Origin of the sequence: Providencia lanzhouensis (assembly GCF_050469745.1) — a bacterium.
GTDB classification, from domain to species: Bacteria; Pseudomonadota; Gammaproteobacteria; order Enterobacterales; family Enterobacteriaceae; genus Providencia; species Providencia lanzhouensis.
Genome location: NZ_CP174123.1, coordinates 1,483,389 through 1,498,959 on the forward strand (window position 1 = coordinate 1,483,389; position 15,571 = coordinate 1,498,959).

At 43.7% G+C, this 15,571-nt stretch carries 12 protein-coding genes; 4 read left to right on the forward strand and 8 right to left on the reverse strand.

Annotated features, from left to right (window positions below):
• Positions 1-9: 9 nt before the first annotated feature.
• From ACIH2S_RS06800 to ttrS, 6 genes are all read right to left on the reverse strand, one after another.
• Positions 10-816 carry a PhzF family phenazine biosynthesis protein gene (locus tag ACIH2S_RS06800; RefSeq protein ID WP_154600303.1) on the reverse strand — a complete coding sequence of 269 codons (807 nt, stop codon included), beginning with the start codon at positions 814-816 and terminating at the stop codon, positions 10-12.
• 145 nt (positions 817-961) lie between these two features.
• A complete protein-coding gene (locus tag ACIH2S_RS06805) occupies positions 962-2,494 on the reverse strand; it encodes a peptide MFS transporter (protein WP_036951563.1) in 1,533 nt (510 codons plus the stop codon).
• Positions 2,495-2,872: 378 nt separating this feature from the next.
• The gene (gene mdtG / locus ACIH2S_RS06810; RefSeq protein ID WP_108479561.1) at positions 2,873-4,096 is read right to left on the reverse strand and encodes a multidrug efflux MFS transporter MdtG; all 1,224 of its coding nucleotides are present in this window, start codon (positions 4,094-4,096) and stop codon (positions 2,873-2,875) included.
• Between the two features lie 167 nt (positions 4,097-4,263).
• Positions 4,264-5,211: a Kdo(2)-lipid IV(A) acyltransferase gene (locus tag ACIH2S_RS06815; RefSeq protein ID WP_108479562.1), complete on the reverse strand. Its 948-nt coding sequence runs from the start codon at positions 5,209-5,211 to the stop codon at positions 4,264-4,266.
• A 67-nt stretch (positions 5,212-5,278) separates the two neighbouring features.
• Positions 5,279-5,875, reverse strand: coding sequence for a tetrathionate respiration response regulator TtrR (ttrR, locus tag ACIH2S_RS06820; RefSeq protein WP_036951558.1), 597 nt, complete (start codon positions 5,873-5,875; stop codon positions 5,279-5,281).
• Between the two features lie 131 nt (positions 5,876-6,006).
• Entirely contained in the window at positions 6,007-7,752 is a 1,746-nt protein-coding gene (ttrS, locus tag ACIH2S_RS06825) for a tetrathionate respiration histidine kinase TtrS (RefSeq protein ID WP_430248333.1), read from the reverse strand.
• Positions 7,753-8,013: 261 nt separating this feature from the next.
• Between ttrS and ttrB the strand changes: the two genes are divergently transcribed.
• The 4 genes from ttrB (at position 8,014) to ACIH2S_RS06845 (ending at position 14,303) form a co-directional block, all read left to right on the forward strand.
• Positions 8,014-8,751, forward strand: a complete 738-nt coding sequence (ttrB, locus tag ACIH2S_RS06830; RefSeq protein WP_108479563.1) for a tetrathionate reductase subunit TtrB — start codon at positions 8,014-8,016, stop codon at positions 8,749-8,751.
• Entirely contained in the window at positions 8,751-9,779 is a 1,029-nt protein-coding gene (gene ttrC, locus ACIH2S_RS06835) for a tetrathionate reductase subunit TtrC (protein WP_195848060.1), read from the forward strand. The genes ttrB and ttrC overlap by 1 nt, the downstream gene beginning before the upstream one ends.
• Positions 9,772-12,861: a tetrathionate reductase subunit TtrA gene (ttrA, locus tag ACIH2S_RS06840; protein ID WP_108479565.1), complete on the forward strand. Its 3,090-nt coding sequence runs from the start codon at positions 9,772-9,774 to the stop codon at positions 12,859-12,861. Before ttrC ends, ttrA begins: the two co-directional genes overlap by 8 nt.
• Positions 12,862-13,256: 395 nt before the next feature.
• Positions 13,257-14,303 carry a rhodanese-related sulfurtransferase gene (locus ACIH2S_RS06845; protein ID WP_108479566.1) on the forward strand — a complete coding sequence of 349 codons (1,047 nt, stop codon included), beginning with the start codon at positions 13,257-13,259 and terminating at the stop codon, positions 14,301-14,303.
• 46 nt (positions 14,304-14,349) lie between these two features.
• Here ACIH2S_RS06845 and ACIH2S_RS06850 read toward each other — a convergent pair whose 3' ends face one another.
• On the reverse strand, positions 14,350-14,943 hold the full coding sequence (locus tag ACIH2S_RS06850; RefSeq protein WP_036951544.1) for a LuxR C-terminal-related transcriptional regulator: 594 nt from the start codon (positions 14,941-14,943) through the stop codon (positions 14,350-14,352).
• A 240-nt stretch (positions 14,944-15,183) separates the two neighbouring features.
• The gene (gene bssS, locus ACIH2S_RS06855; protein ID WP_036951542.1) at positions 15,184-15,438 is read right to left on the reverse strand and encodes a biofilm formation regulator BssS; all 255 of its coding nucleotides are present in this window, start codon (positions 15,436-15,438) and stop codon (positions 15,184-15,186) included.
• Positions 15,439-15,571: the final 133 nt, after the last annotated feature.

Sequence of the window (15,571 nt, forward strand, 5' to 3'; positions counted from 1 at the left end):
AGTGATTAATCAAAAGTGAATCGTTCCGGCTAAAAAGAGTGTTGCTTTTCCGGTCATTTTGACGCGATTTTGTTCAACTAAGCAGTGTATTTTTCCACCACGTGCAGAAATTTGGTGACCTAATACTGGGTTTTTCTGTAAGCGTTTAGCCCAAAGAGGAGCAATCGCACAGTGAGAGGTGCCAGTGACGGGATCTTCATTAACACCTTTGGCTGGCGCAAAATAGCGAGAGACAAAGTCACATTGTTCGTCGTGAGTTGGGCTATCAGCACTTTTCGCGGTAATGGTTAATCCCTGCAAAGGTAATTGTGCAAGACGCAACATATCGGGATGGCAATTCTGCACTTGTTCTGGTGAATCAACAAAACAGATATAGCGATCTTTGGCTAAATACAGTTCAGAAATAGGGGTTCCGAGGATCTCGCTTAATTGTGGATATTGGCTTAAATCGGCAGGTTCACAATCTAAAATAGGGAAGTCTAATGTGAAGCCTTCTTGATTTTTATGAACCGTCAGTTCTCCAGATAAGGACTGAAATACAATAGGGTTTGCTGGGTGCTGCTTAAACTGGTTCAAAATATATGAAGCGGCAAGGGTAGCATGACCACACAATTTAACTTCCATCACCGGTGTAAACCAGCGGATATGTTCACCTACCAGAAAAGCCGTTTCAGATAAGTTAATTTCGGCGGCGATAGCGATAAGCTTGTCATCAGGAAGCCACTCATCAAGTAAAACGATAGCGGCCGGATTGCCATGAAATAGGGTATCAGTGAACGCATCGACATAATAAACCGGAACAGACAGTGTGCTCATCGTAAAAGATCCTTGAAAGGAAATAACGCATTATGATTAGAAAAGTGAGGGAAGAGTAGCACGAGATTTGCAGTATTGAGGAGAGGTTGGCGCAATAATTTTTGAGATTATTACGCCAACAACGATTATCTAATAACGAATAATATTATTTCGCTTTTGCTTCGTTTTTATCTGCGTTTTGCAGCATTTTTCTGACTGGAATAATCAGGGCCGCTAGCACAACAGCACAAATAACCAGTGCGATAGAAACGTGGGAGAACAGGTCTGGCATTGAATCCAGTTGGTCTTTACGGATATTACCACCCATAATACCTGCTGCTAAGTTACCCAGCGCACTTGCACAGAACCATAATCCCATCACCTGACCGCGCATTTTCTGTGGTGCAAGTAATGTCATGGTTGCCAAGCCAATTGGGCTTAAGCACAGTTCACCTAAAGTTAGTAATAAAATACTGCCGACTAACCAGAATGGTGAAACGCCAGTTTGTGTTGCCAGAACGTGGTTAGCGGCAACCATCATGACCGCAAAACCACCCGCGGCGAACAGGATACCAATCACAAACTTCGTCATACTGCTTGGGTTCAGATTACGCTTAGCCAAAGAAGGCCAGAACCAGCTGAAAATAGGCGCTAACAGAATGATAAATAAGGCGTTGATTGATTGGAACCAAATGGTTGGGATTTCGAAGTTACCCCATTGGCGATCGGTATAGTCACGCGCAAAGATATTAAATGATGTTGGCTTTTGTTCAAATGCAGACCAGAAGAACGCCGCAGCAATTAACAGAATCAAACAAGCCAGTAAGCGAGAGCGCTCACTGCTGTTTAAACCTGCACAGAAGAACATGAAAATAAAGTAGATACCCACACACGTAGAAATAATGTAAGCCGAGCTTTTTGCTATTACTGAAGGGTTGAATGGAATAGTGCCATTATTGATTAACACCACCAGTACAGCCAGTGCAGCCATGGCAACAGCAACCCATTTACCGACGTTTTTACGTTGAACGGTAGGGTGATTCCATGTGGAATCTAAGCCAACTTCTTTGTCATAACGACGCATTTGTGGGATCGCGTAGAAACGGAAGATAAGCAGGGCAACTAACATACCCAAACCACCTAAACCGAAACCTAAATGCCAGCCGTATTTTTCATGTAATGGACCGATAATTAATGGGGCAATAAATGAACCCATATTGATACCCATGTAGAACAGAGAGAAACCGCCATCACGACGCGTATCTTCTTTCTTATACAGGGTTCCAACCATTACGGTGATACAGGTTTTAAATAAACCGGTACCTAATACGATCAACAGCAGTCCCACGAAGAAGAAGGTATTGGTAAATAACGCAGACAGCGCAATCGACAAGTGACCCAATGCAATGATCAAAGAACCATACCAAACGGCACGACGCTGACCTAACCAGTTATCCGCGAGCCAGCCACCCGGTAATGAAGTGATATAAACACCACCCGCGAAGATACCCACGATAGCAGATGCTTGTTCAATCGGCAGCCCCATGCCACCTTGCAACAAAGTTGCACTCATAAAGAGGATTAAAAGAGGACGAACACCATAGAAAGAAAAACGTTCCCACATTTCGGTGAGGAAAAGCGAACTCAACGGGTAAGGATGCCCGAAAAAAGTTTTAGTTTTAGTCGCAGAATGACTCATCTGTGAACTCCAATACGTTGTGACTTAAGAGGTTGTGCCGAATTGTGAATGTGGAGCAGAAACTCCATCACTGTTTTTTATTGATATGTTAATGCTGTGTTGCAAACATATTTTCGGCATACATTATTATAAAATTGCTAATAAGCAGAATGAATTTATCGTAAGAAAGTCAGTTTTAAGATGAAAATTCGATGTAACTCTCATTCTTACGATAAGGGGGCACAGAATAACGGATTTTTATTGACAATAAAAGAATGTTTTTTGAATCGATTAAGTTAATTAAAAACAATGAGTTACAAAATATTTTTTGCGCTTATAAACTTTTCGTGGAAAAGATAATAAAAAGTTATGTTTTGGCGTAAAAGGGACACATTAACATTACTCTTTAGAGGGAGATGCTCTTAAACCATCGGATTGCTTCCTAATGATAAGCCAAGAGTAAATGAGGTTGACCAACACTAATACGGCGGTGAAGAAGAACACGGCTCTAAAGCCGTATGTTGCTGCAACAAAGGAACCCATTAAAGGACCAGTGACATTACCTACATCGCGTAATGCTTGGTTGTAGCTAAATATTCGCCCAGTGATTTGGTGAGAAATATTATAAATAATTAAGGTTTGTACGGCGGGTAACAGCGCGGCGTTAAGGGCGCCGAGTAAGAAGCGCAGAGCGCCTAATTCCCAATAACTGCTGACGAGCCCCATCGGAAATAGAACAAAAATTGAGGCGGCAAGTACGGCTAATAAAACACGGTCTGGTCCAATGCGATCGCTCAGTTTACCGAGCATAGGGGCGCTAATCAGTGCAGCAACGCCGGGAATGGATGCAATAATCCCACTGATAAAAGCAAGATTATCAATTGAGTCTGAAAGCTCCCGAACATACAGGGTGATCACTGGGTTAATCGAACCAATCGATGCTTGGATGATCATGGTGGTGAAAAATAGGCTGATCACTAAGTTTTTATTACGTAAAGAGGCAAAAACTTGTTTTCCGGTCAGAGCATCTTTGCGTGAAACGGGGGTAAAACGCTCACGGACGTAGAAAAGTGTCACAAAAAAGCAGATAAACAACACACTAGCGGTAATAAAGAATACTGGGCGCAAGCCATATTGGTCGGCAAGTAATCCACCAATCAGTGGACCAATCAATGCGCCGCTCACCGCGCCAGTTGCCAAGACACCCATCGCCCAACCACTTTTATTCACGGGGACTTGGGTGGCAATTAGCGCATTGGCATTCGGGACAAACCCGCCAAGTAAGCCTAAAAGCGCCCGTAAAGCCAAAAGTTGCCAAATATTCTGCGCAAAGCCAATCAGCACCATGACAATCGCCATCCCAAGGGCAGAGCGCAGCAACATTAATTTACGACCGTGGCGGTCAGAAAGGCGCCCCCAAAAAGGTGCGGCAATAGCGGAAAATAGGAAGGTAATACTGAAAACGGCACCCGTCCATAAATTCAAAGAGCCATGGTCAGTAATACCAAGTTCTTCGATATACAGAGGAAGAAAAGGCATGATCAAGCTGAAGGCAGCGCCCGTTAGAAAGCAGCCGAACCAGACGATGTAGAGGTTTTTTTTCCAGTAAGTACTTTTCTTCATGTTCTCCCTTCATATTTCGCGCCGCAGCGTTGTTGGCTTCATTCGCGCACCCCAGTCACATACTTGTGTATGCTCCTGGGGATCCACTCATTTGCCGCCTAGCTGCAACACGAACTATTTTGGGATAACTGCCTGCTTCAATGCGAAAAATTTCGGGAATAGGCAGCCTAGCGGTGGTGGATTTTATCTAAATCGCCGTACAGGGAAGGTTCTCCCTTTGGACGCGTTTTAAAACGGCGGTGCATCCACATATATTGCTCTGGCGCTCGTAAAATTTCTTTCTCAATGACCTGATTCATCATCGTTGCGGTGGCGACATTATCGTCTACAGGGAAATTATCTACGGCCGGCTGGATCAGCAATTTATAACCCTTACCATCGGGTAAGCGGATAGCTGAAAATGGTACAACGAGTGGATTGCCAAGAGATAATAAGATTTGTGAGCCATTGGTGGTTGCCGCTTTTTCTACCGCAAATAATGGCGCGAATGAACTGTTTCTAGGACCGTAATCATGGTCAGGGGCATACCATAAAATTTCCCCTTCTTTTAATACGCGGATCATGCCTTTAACGTCTTTACGGTCGAGCATGTATTTATTGGATTTCAAACGTCCACGAGTTTGTAGCCAGTCCATCAGTTTATTATCGTTAGCGCGATAAACACCAATGCCGGGATTCAACATACCAAATGCACGACCGCCGATTTCCAACGTTAAGAAATGGACGCCTAACACAATAATGCCACGGCCGGTTTCTTGAGCGGCGAGCATATTTTCACGACCTTCAACTTTAAGCCAGCGGCGCACTCGCCAATCAGGCCAGAACCACGCCATTCCCGTTTCGAAAACACCCATACCGACGGCTTCAAAGTTTTTATCCACCATTTTTTGGCGCTCTTCTTGGCTCATCTCAGGAAAACACAATTGCAGATTACGATCGGCAATTTGGACACGTTTTTTTAAGAAGCGCTTGGAGAAACGCCCCAAACGGGTACCTATCCAATAAATGACGGGATAAGGAAGCAGGACGAGCAGGTAGAGCACGCTAATGCCAAACCAAACTAGCCAGTAGCGAGGATGTAATAAACTTTTTTCAAACTTTGGTGCTGGGATCATTGTTTTTTCGGTTTCTACTTAAGTGGATTTCAATTAAAAATAGCTTGTTAATCTGAATGATATCAAATTAACCCGCAAAAAGTTGTGCTGTTTGCATGGTGCTCATTAATTCGGCAAGGTTTCTCACTGCCATTTTTTCCATCACTCGTGAGCGATGTACTTCAACGGTTCGCACAGATACGCAAGCCACTTCTGCAATTTCACGGTTAATTAGCCCTTGAAGCACATAGGTGCAAACGTCTTTTTCTTTCGGCGTTAAGGTTTCATAACGCTGTTTAATCAATGTGCGTTCAGTGGCTTTTATGGTTTGTAAGCGAGCTTGCTCAAGGGTTTCGGCAAGTTGCTGGCTATCAATGGGTTTTTGTAAAAAATCGATAGCGCCTAATTTCACCTGTTCAACCGCCATCGGGATATCCCCATGACCAGAAAGGAAAATCACCGCGAGGGTGCTTTGCTGCTCTTTCAGGTATTGATGTACTTGGCGCCCGTCAAATTTTGGCATACGCATATCGAGCAATACAATACCTTCCTCATGCAGAGGGGCTTGCTGGATGAACTGCTCACTGTCGTTCCATACGGTAACGTTATAGCCGAGCGTTTCGAGTAAAAATTGACAGGAATCAGTGACATCGGTGTCATCGTCGACAAGGTGAATGACTGGCATTAATTCATACCTCGTGGCTTATTTCTTGTTTGTATAAGTATCTTGCTTATATAAATGGTATCCATAACATTGTCACATATAGTTATTGGGAATGTTATCTTTTGTGTGGCAAAACATGCGCTATATTCTGATTATCTCGAGTAATTAAAAATTAGCGTCACGCGCAGCCCATTCTTACCTTCATCATTATGTTGATTTTCAATGCGAATATCCCCACCTTGGCTTTGAATTAATCGCTGGCAAATCACCAATCCGAGTCCCAGCCCTTCCTGTTTAGTGGTGGCAAATGGCATGATCCCTTGATTAAGCTGCTCGTCAGGCATTCCACCGGCATCATCTTGTAATACAAGTAAAAAACGTCCATCGGCAAAGTGAAAGCCAAAGGTTAATGTGGTGGCGCCCGCTTGTAGGCTATTACTGATTAAATTTGAGAGCAGCTGGTCGAGTAAGGTATCTGGTAGCAAGAGCTGGACATCGGGAGTTTCGGGTAATTGCAACCTAACGGTTGGGAAATGTTGCTCAACTTGCAACAGTTGCCAGATATGATTAATGGTCTGTTTGACGGATTGCTGGCGTAGTGTCAGACAGGATTCTTGTCCCGGTTTTCCTGCCCATAAACGTAGGTTTTGAATAATGTCAGCACCCCGTTGAGCTTGTTCATCAATTTTACTGATCGCACCAAGAAGAGGGTGGTTTTCCGACTCTTTCTTCAATCGCAAAATAGAGCCTTGGGCATAATTTCGAATTGCGGATAATGGTTGATTCAATTCATGGGCAAACCCAGAAGCCATTTCACCTAATATATTGAGTCGTTGAGCTTTTTGTAGATTAGCTTCTTGCTGACGTAGGCGGTTATGTGCGACTTCTAGCTGTTGGCTACGACGGCGAACCAAGAAGGCTATCCAGACGTGGTTAATACCCAACAATAAGAATATTAAGGCGATAATGCCGATGGTAATTTGGTGTTGAATTGTCCAACTGACAATATCTTGCCAAATTTCCCGTTGCTGTGGGTGTTGGTTAACGTCGCGCAGTAAGTTTTCTACTTGTGTGATGGATGCTGGAGCTCCCCAGCGCATATTAGGCGTATCGCCAGATAGCAAAACTTTGGTGACTTTATCCACTAAATTGTCAGGAACTTCGCTTAACGCGGCGAATGACCAATTGGGGTAAAGTTCGGTGCTCGTTAGGCAAGGTAACGCGCTCTCTTTTTGAACAAGCGGACGGAATTGGTGTTTATCAATCAGTCCTTCACTGTCCATATTTTCTAATAAACAGACGGGGACAATTGCCGCAGAGAGGGATTTATCCCGTAAAGCGTATAACAGCGCATCCGCGGGAAAGCCCAAAAACTGCATCCGAAAGTCTTTTTCAGTGTCATACCCTAAATCCCTTAACACTTTATAACCTAATAGATATCCCCCAAATGCATCGGGAGATATTGCGCCGACTTTTTTGCCAATGAGCTGATCCGCGCTGTGAATGTCGCTATCTCCACGGACCAAAATAAGGCTACCAATCACGTTGCGCGTCGTACTGTTTGGCTCCACATCCGAGCGTAAAGAGAGCAGCCAGCGTAAATGATAGCGGTTATCGAGTTGGATAAATTGAGCAGGGTTAGTGAGTAAAAAGTCAATTTTGCGATTCGAAATCGCTTCTTTCATCTCTTCAAGATTCAGGGGTTGCAGGGTAAAGCGTTCACCCGGGATGGACTCATTGAGGGTGTCAACTAAAGGTTGCCAGTGCAACTGAGTGAAACTCGGTCCTCGCAGGGCGAGAACACCAATTGTCCATTGCGCCGCACCCGCCGGAATGCACCATAACAGCAGGGTCATTAAAAGTATGTGATACAACGGCATAGACGTTTTTTTTAACATTTGAGGTTTATTCGTTGCGTTAGATCAAGATCCCTTCGGGTATGTGGAAAACCACAATAGGGGCGCAAGGCTTTTCTTCTTACTATGAACTCAGAATTATTAGAGTAGCACAAAGATAACACACCGATTTTAAAGAGAAATAAGAATTTAGTGGTTATCAGACATCGGTAACACGGTGTTACCAATACGTAAGATAAACCAATAATAGATTGATTATTAACTTTTATTTTCGCATTAGCAATGTCAATACTGGAGCCGATTATGGATCTGAGTAAACGAAAATTCCTACAACAGATTGGGGCCGTCACTGCCGGGGCATCGCTGATCCCAATCGCCGAGGCGGGGTTAAGTTTTTCCCCAACTCGCCGTGAAGGCAACCCTGAGAAACGCTATGGCATGTTGATTGACTTACGCCGTTGCGTAGGATGTCAATCATGTACTGTCAGCTGTTCTGTCGAAAACCAAACACCTCAAGGTCAATTTAGAACGACGGTTAACCAATATCAGGTCTCCCTAAAAGGGGAAGAAGGGTTCACTAACGTTCTACTGCCTCGCCTGTGTAACCATTGTGATAATCCACCTTGCGTGCCTGTTTGCCCAGTACAAGCAACGTTCCAACGTGAAGACGGCATTGTGGTGATTGATAATGAGCGTTGTGTAGGCTGCGCGTATTGTGTGCAGGCTTGTCCGTACGATGCGCGTTTTATTAACCATTCAACACAAACTGCAGATAAATGCACGTTCTGCGCGCATCGCTTAGAAGTTGGTTTATTGCCAGCCTGTGTCGAATCTTGCGTGGGTGGCGCGCGCATTATCGGTGACTTAAAAGACCCGAATAGCACTATTCGTAAGATGCTTTCTGAGCACGAAGCGCAAATCAAAGTTTTGAAACCGGAAAGTGGTACGTTGCCGCAGGTGTTTTATTTAGGGCTGGATGATGCGTTTGTGGAACCGTTGCAAGGTAAAGGGCAACCGGCATTATGGCAGGAGGTGTTCTGATGAGCGAACAAGTGACCTATATTTCCGAAATCATGGCGCAGCCGCAAGAGTTTTTCTGGCTTCCTTGGGCGGTGCAATACTTTTTCTTTATTGGGATTGCTGCCTGTGCGGTGCTGTATGCCTGCTATCTTCATTGGCAAAATCGTAGTGGAAACGGTCGATTAGAAATGATTGCCGTGTTTATTGCTATCACGATGGGGATCACGGCGCCGTTAGCATTAACCGCTGACTTGCACCAAACCGCGCGTGTATGGCACTTCTATGCGCATCCAACAATGTGGTCTTGGATGTGGTGGGGTTCGGTGTTGCTACCGCTGTTTACCACGTTTGTTGGGTTGTACTTTGTTGCGCTGCTGGTCAAATTGATTTGGAAGAAAGAGTATAAAGCGACCCGCTGGGTAGCGTTACTGAGTGCGTTATCATCTATTGGTTTACTGCTATATACCGGTCGTGAAGCCTCTGTGTTAGTGGCTCGTCCAATTTGGTTTAGCTGGTGGATGCCAGTACTAATGTTCTTAAGTGCGATGCAAGTGCTGCCAGCGCTGATTAGCTTAGGTGCGCGTCGTGAGCCGCAATATCAAAATCGTTTAGCGCGTTTTCAAGTGATTACGTTACTCCTGTTTGCTGTTTGTTTTGCACTGTGGATCTCTGGTGATACCACATCTGGAATTGCAGTTCGTCAACAGTTAGATGTCACAAGCCCAGGTTGGTGGATGTTAATGGGCGTATGCGCGCTGTGGGTAATCACGTTTGTGATGGCGCTGAGTAATGTGAAAGCAGTTCGCTCCGTTCCTTACATTACGGTTTTAGCGTTAGTGTCTATGGCGTTAGCGTGGGTATTACGTTGGATTTTCCTGATGGAGATTCAAGCGGTACCAAAATACAACATCATCACCAATCCATACCATTTCCCATTAGGTAATGATGGACTACTGGCGATTGTCGGTACATTTGGATTGTGGATTGCATTAACAATTATTGTTCGCGAAGGTGTTCGCTGGTTTGCGGGGAGAGTGCAACATGGCTAAATTCTCAAGACGTCAATGGCTTAAAGGTGGTTTAGTTGTCGGTGGTCTTGCTCTTTTTGGGGCGAGCTATCGTGAAGTTGCCAAACGTGCTGTAGATGGTTTAGTGGATGGCACTTCTGGCAAAGTGACACTGGATCGCATCAATGGTAACTCGCTTATTCCTGAAGGAACGGCGATTGGTGGTTGGAAAGAGAACCCTGCGCAAGTGGTTTCAATGACACAATGCTTCGGTTGCTGGACTCAATGCGGTATTCGAGCCCGTGTGGACAGTGCGAAAAATGAAGTTTTGCGAATTGCGGGGAACCCATACCACCCTCTATCCCATGAAAAACACTTTCCATACGGGATGCCGTTATCCACTGCACTTGCCAAAATGGGCGGTGAAAGTGGATTAGAACATCGTTCAACTGCGTGTGCTCGTGGCGCAACACTGATGGAAGGGTTAACCAGTCCATTACGTATTCTCGAACCGATGAAACGCGTTGGTAAACGCGGTGAAGGGAAGTGGGAACGTATTAGCTTTGAGCAGTTAATCAAAGAAGTGGTTGAAGGTGGGGATTTATTTGGTGAAGGTCATGTGGATGGTCTGCGTGCTATCCGTGATTTAGAAACGCCGCTGGATCCTGCTCAACCGAAATTAGGTCCCAAAGCTAACCAGTTACTGGTGACTAACGCTGGGGATGATGGTCGTGATGGCTTTATTCGTCGCTTTGCGCAAAACGCTTTTGGTAGCAAAAACTTTGGTGCCCATGGTTCTTACTGCGGTTTAGCTTATCGTGCAGGTTCCGGTGCGTTGATGGATGACTTGGATAAAAACGCCCACGTCAAACCGGACTGGGATAATACACGTTTTGCGCTGTTTATCGGAACATCTCCAGCGCAATCAGGTAACCCATTTAAACGCCAAGGTCGCCAGTTAGCGAGTGCTCGTTTACGTGACTCGTTTAACTATGTGGTGGTGTCTCCAGCTCTGCCATTGACGACCACATTGGCCAATGACCATGGTCACTGGGTACCTGTTCAACCGGGTACCGATGCTGCGTTGGTGATGGGGATGATCCGTTGGATTATCGAAAATGACCGCTATAACGCCGCTTATCTGAGTGTGCCAAGCGAAAAATCCATGGAAGCGGCTGGCGAGAAAAGCTGGACCAACTCGACCCATTTAGTGATCACTGATGATGCCCATCCTCTGGCAGGTAATCTGTTACAGCAATCTCACCTAACTGGTGTAGTGGCTGAAGAGGGTGAGGATGAGAAAAAAGCCTATTTGGTTCAGGATGCAAACGGCGAACTGAAACTGGCGGACGATGTGACAAATGCAGAGTTGTTTGTGACTCGTCAAGTCACGCTTCATGACGGTAGTGAAGTGACGGTGAAATCAAGCTTCCAATGCTTAAAAGAAGCCGCCGATCGTATGACGCTGGAAGAATACAGTCAGCGTTGCCAAGTCCCTGTAAAAACCATTGAATCATTAGGAAAAGCATTAACCTCTTATGACAGAAAAGCGGCGGTGATATCTCACGGCGGTATGATGAGTGGCAATGGTTTTTATACAGCATGGTCTGTGATTATGCTTAATGCGTTGATTGGTAACTTAAACTTAAAAGGTGGTGTTTCTGTCGGTGGCGGTAAATTTAACGGGGAAAATGATGGTCCTCGCTACAATATCGCAGGCTACAAAGGCAAGGTGAAACCGAAGGGTATGGTACTATCGCGCAGTAATGAAGTGTATGAAAAGTCGGATGAATTTAAAGCAAGAGTGGCGGCAGGTGAAAAACCGTACCCAGCGAAAGCGCCTTGGTATCCGTTTGCGAAAGGTCAGTTAACTGAACAATTGGCTTCAGCATTGATGGGATACCCTTATTCTCTGAAGGCGTGGATCACCAATATGACGAACCCAGTTTATGGTATTGCGGGTATTCGTCAGGTGATGGAAGAGAAGCTGAAAGATCCCAAACATCTACCGCTGATTATTGGTATTGATGCTTTCATGAATGAGACGACCGCGTTAGCGGATTACATTGTGCCAGATACCCATAACTTCGAGAGCTGGGGTTTCAGTGCACCATGGTCAGGTGTTCAGGTGAAAGCGAGTACTGCGCGTTGGCCGATTGTTGAGTCCCGCACGGCGAAAACAGCGGACGGCCAGCCTGTTTCTATGGAGTCATTCTGTATCGCAGTTGCTAAAGAACTAAATTTACCGGGTTTTGGTGACAATGTGATTGCAGATATGGATGGCAATATGTATCCGTTAAATACCGCGGAAGATTACTATCTGCGTGTGGCGGCTAATATGGCTTGGTTAGGTGAAAAACCGGTACCGGAGGCGGCAACAGAAGACATTACGATCAGTGGTGTCGAACGTATCATGCCGCAAATTACTCGCACATTGAAACCTGAAGAAGTTCGCCGTGTTGCGTATATTTTTACGCGCGGTGGTCGATTCGCACCTTATGAGAAAGCATGGGATGGCGAAGGGACGGGTCCACAGTGGAAAAAAGGGTTACAAATTTGGAACCCTACGGTGGCGATTAACCGTCATGCGATCACCGGTGAGCGTTTTAGTGGTTGCCCGACCTACTATCCACCGCGTATGGCAAACGGTGAAGATGTGAATGCGGTATTCCCAGAGAAAGAGTGGCCATTGAAAATGATGTCATTTAAATCTCATGTGATGAGCAGTTCCACAACCATGATTGAGCGTCTGCGTCATGTGAAACCGACTAACTTGGTAGCTATTCACCCTGATGATGCAGCGAAAATGGGCGTTAAACATGGGGATTGGATCAAGATCACTACACCGGGTGGCCATGCTGAGGCTCAAATTAGTGTGCTCGATGGGGTTATGCCCGGAGTTCTCGCCGTTGAACATGGTTATGGCCACACCGAAATGGGTGCAAAACAACACTATTTAGACGGTGAAGCCATGCCGATGAATGCGGCAAATGGTTCAGGTATTAACTTGAATGATTTAGGGTTCGCAGACCCGACTCGTGAAGTGGCAAATACATGGCTTGATTGGGTATCTGGCGCCTCCGTGAGACAAGGTTTGCCAGCTCGTATCGAGTTAATTGGTTAAGACAGAAGTCCATCCAGTAGGTTGTAAGTTAGTAAAGTGTAAGTAGTAAAGTGTAGTTAGTAATATAAGCAGTAAAGAGGTTTCTGACCTACTCTGTTCTGCATAGCGGAGTAGGGAAGTACCCCTAAAGCAGTTGACATTGCGCTCTACGATGCGGTTTACCCATCGTAACTTCGGCAAATGCCAGGGAGGGGGAGCCCTCCCTTTTTTCTTTTCTAAAAAGAATTATTTCCCCTAATAAATCATCACAATATATTCCCCTAACAATAACCTTTCAAATAAAGGGTTTTTTATTAACATAATAAAAGGGATAATAACTCAAAATTAACGAGCAATTCTTTGCTGGTGATTTAAATCTTTTTTATATCAAAGTATTACATAGGAAAGCGAACACCATGCCAGTGTTACACAACCAAGTTTCGAATAAAATCCTTAAAGAACGTATGTTGGCTGAAACTGAGCCGCGTACCACAATCTCTTTTTATAAATACTTCAATATTCAAGACCCTACAGCATTTCGTAATGAATGGTACCAACAATTCAAAGCGTTGAGCGTATTTGGTCGAGTGTATATTGCCAAAGAAGGGATCAACGCACAAATTAGCGTACCTGCCTCCAATGTCGATGTGTTGCGGGAACTTATCTACGCAACAGACCCGGCCTTAAATGACCTGCGTTTGAACATTGCTATTGATGATGATGGTAAGTCCTTCTGGGTACTGCGCATGAAAGTCCGTGATCGTGTGGTTGCGGATGGTATTGATGATGAAACTTTTAATCCTGCGAATACTGGGCAGTATCTAAAAGCCGAGCAAGTCAATGCGATGATTGATGATCCAGACACTATCTTCGTTGATATGCGTAATCACTATGAATATGAAGTGGGTCACTTTGATAATGCGATTGAAGTGCCATCAGATACCTTTAGAGACCAACTGCCAATGGCGGTTGAAATGCTGCAAGACCAGAAAGATAAAAATGTGGTGATGTATTGCACGGGCGGTATCCGCTGTGAAAAAGCGAGCGCTTACATGCTGCATAACGGTTTCCAGAATGTTTATCATGTGGAAGGCGGGATCATTGAATATGCGCGAAAAGCAAAAGAACAAGGCTTGCCGCTACGTTTCAAAGGTAAAAACTTCGTGTTCGATAACCGTATGGGTGAGCGTATTACGGATGATACCTTAGCGCATTGCCATCAATGTGGGGAAGCCTGTGATACTCACACTAACTGCAAAAATGACGGTTGCCATTTACTGTTTATTCAATGCCCAAGCTGTGCTGAAAAATATGAAGGCTGCTGCAGCCATGCGTGTACCGAAGAGATGAAGCTGCCTGAAGATGAGCAGCGTACTCGCCGTGCTGGCCGTGAAGTGAGTAATAAAATATTTAATAAATCTCGCCATCGTTTAGCGGATGGATTATTAAATAGCGAAAAGTAATATTATTTTTAAATGAAGAAAGCCCTTTTTAAAAGGGCTTTTTATTTTAATAAAGATACTTAAAAACATTATAAATAAAAAATAGTTCAATTCTGTTTTTAACAAATACTTTTGATGTAATATGCCGTTTTTGTGAATAAACGGTGCTGTTACTTATGCCTAATTTTCTAGAGATAATATGATTAGGGGTTTCATTCATCCAGTTGTTAATTATATTTTGTTCTTTCATAGTAAAGATGGATGAGTCATTATTATTAGCAAGCTTAGTTATTTTTTCTATTTGCTCTGAATCAGTGATAACTTTATCCAATGTTTGAGTCATGATATTTTTTGACATGATGAAAAAATTATCTTTTAGTAACAGAGGCTTGTCTGTTAAAGGGTATGCGGCATTGATGTAGATATAGAATCGAATGCTACTGGTTCTGTTTAGTAGAGTTTTCAACGTTGGGCAATAACTCGAGTAATGGCAATAGTAAGTTAAATTTACCAAAACAATACTGGGCGAGTATTTATTGATATATTCAATCCCTTCATTAATGCACCCTGTACTAATGAACTTTAATTTTCTATTAGAAGATAAATATTCGGTAATACCAAGGCGGGTATAATAACACTCATCAATAACTAATATTCTCATAGGGAACATCCTTGTTCGAAAAGAGTATTACAATAAATTGGAATCGATATTGAAGTCAATAAAGTAATAATAAAAATAATAAATTACCGCTTGTATTTGCAATTAATTCATAATTTATAGTTTCTATTTTATCTTTAATAATAAGCAGAAAAATTTCATTTATTAATGATGTAAATTGGAGTGGTTAAATGATAGTGAATGGATATTTGTTATGAGACAAATATCCATTCTTTTTACCTGCTAATGAGTTTTGAAATCAGATTCAAGATATTCGCCAGACTCAATCTTATCAATTCCAGCCTGAAGAATATTAATCAGCTGTTTGGCTACATCGGTTGTCAGCCACATGGTTTTATCAACTATTGCGCTATCCAGGCTATTGTTCTGTTCAGGGAGGTAATGTAAACGTAGCATCATCGCATCGTAGGCATCGACAGTACTGATATCCCAGCCAACAACAGGGTGAGTTTGGATTACATCGCTTTTTCTATTCATTTAGACCTCCTAATCAAACATCGTGATAAATAGTAAATATCTATTACTGACTAAGAGCAGGTGACTCAGAACGAGCTATATCTAGTATAAGAAGATTTTTTTAATATGGTAGTAGTAAAACTATTTTTTTGTG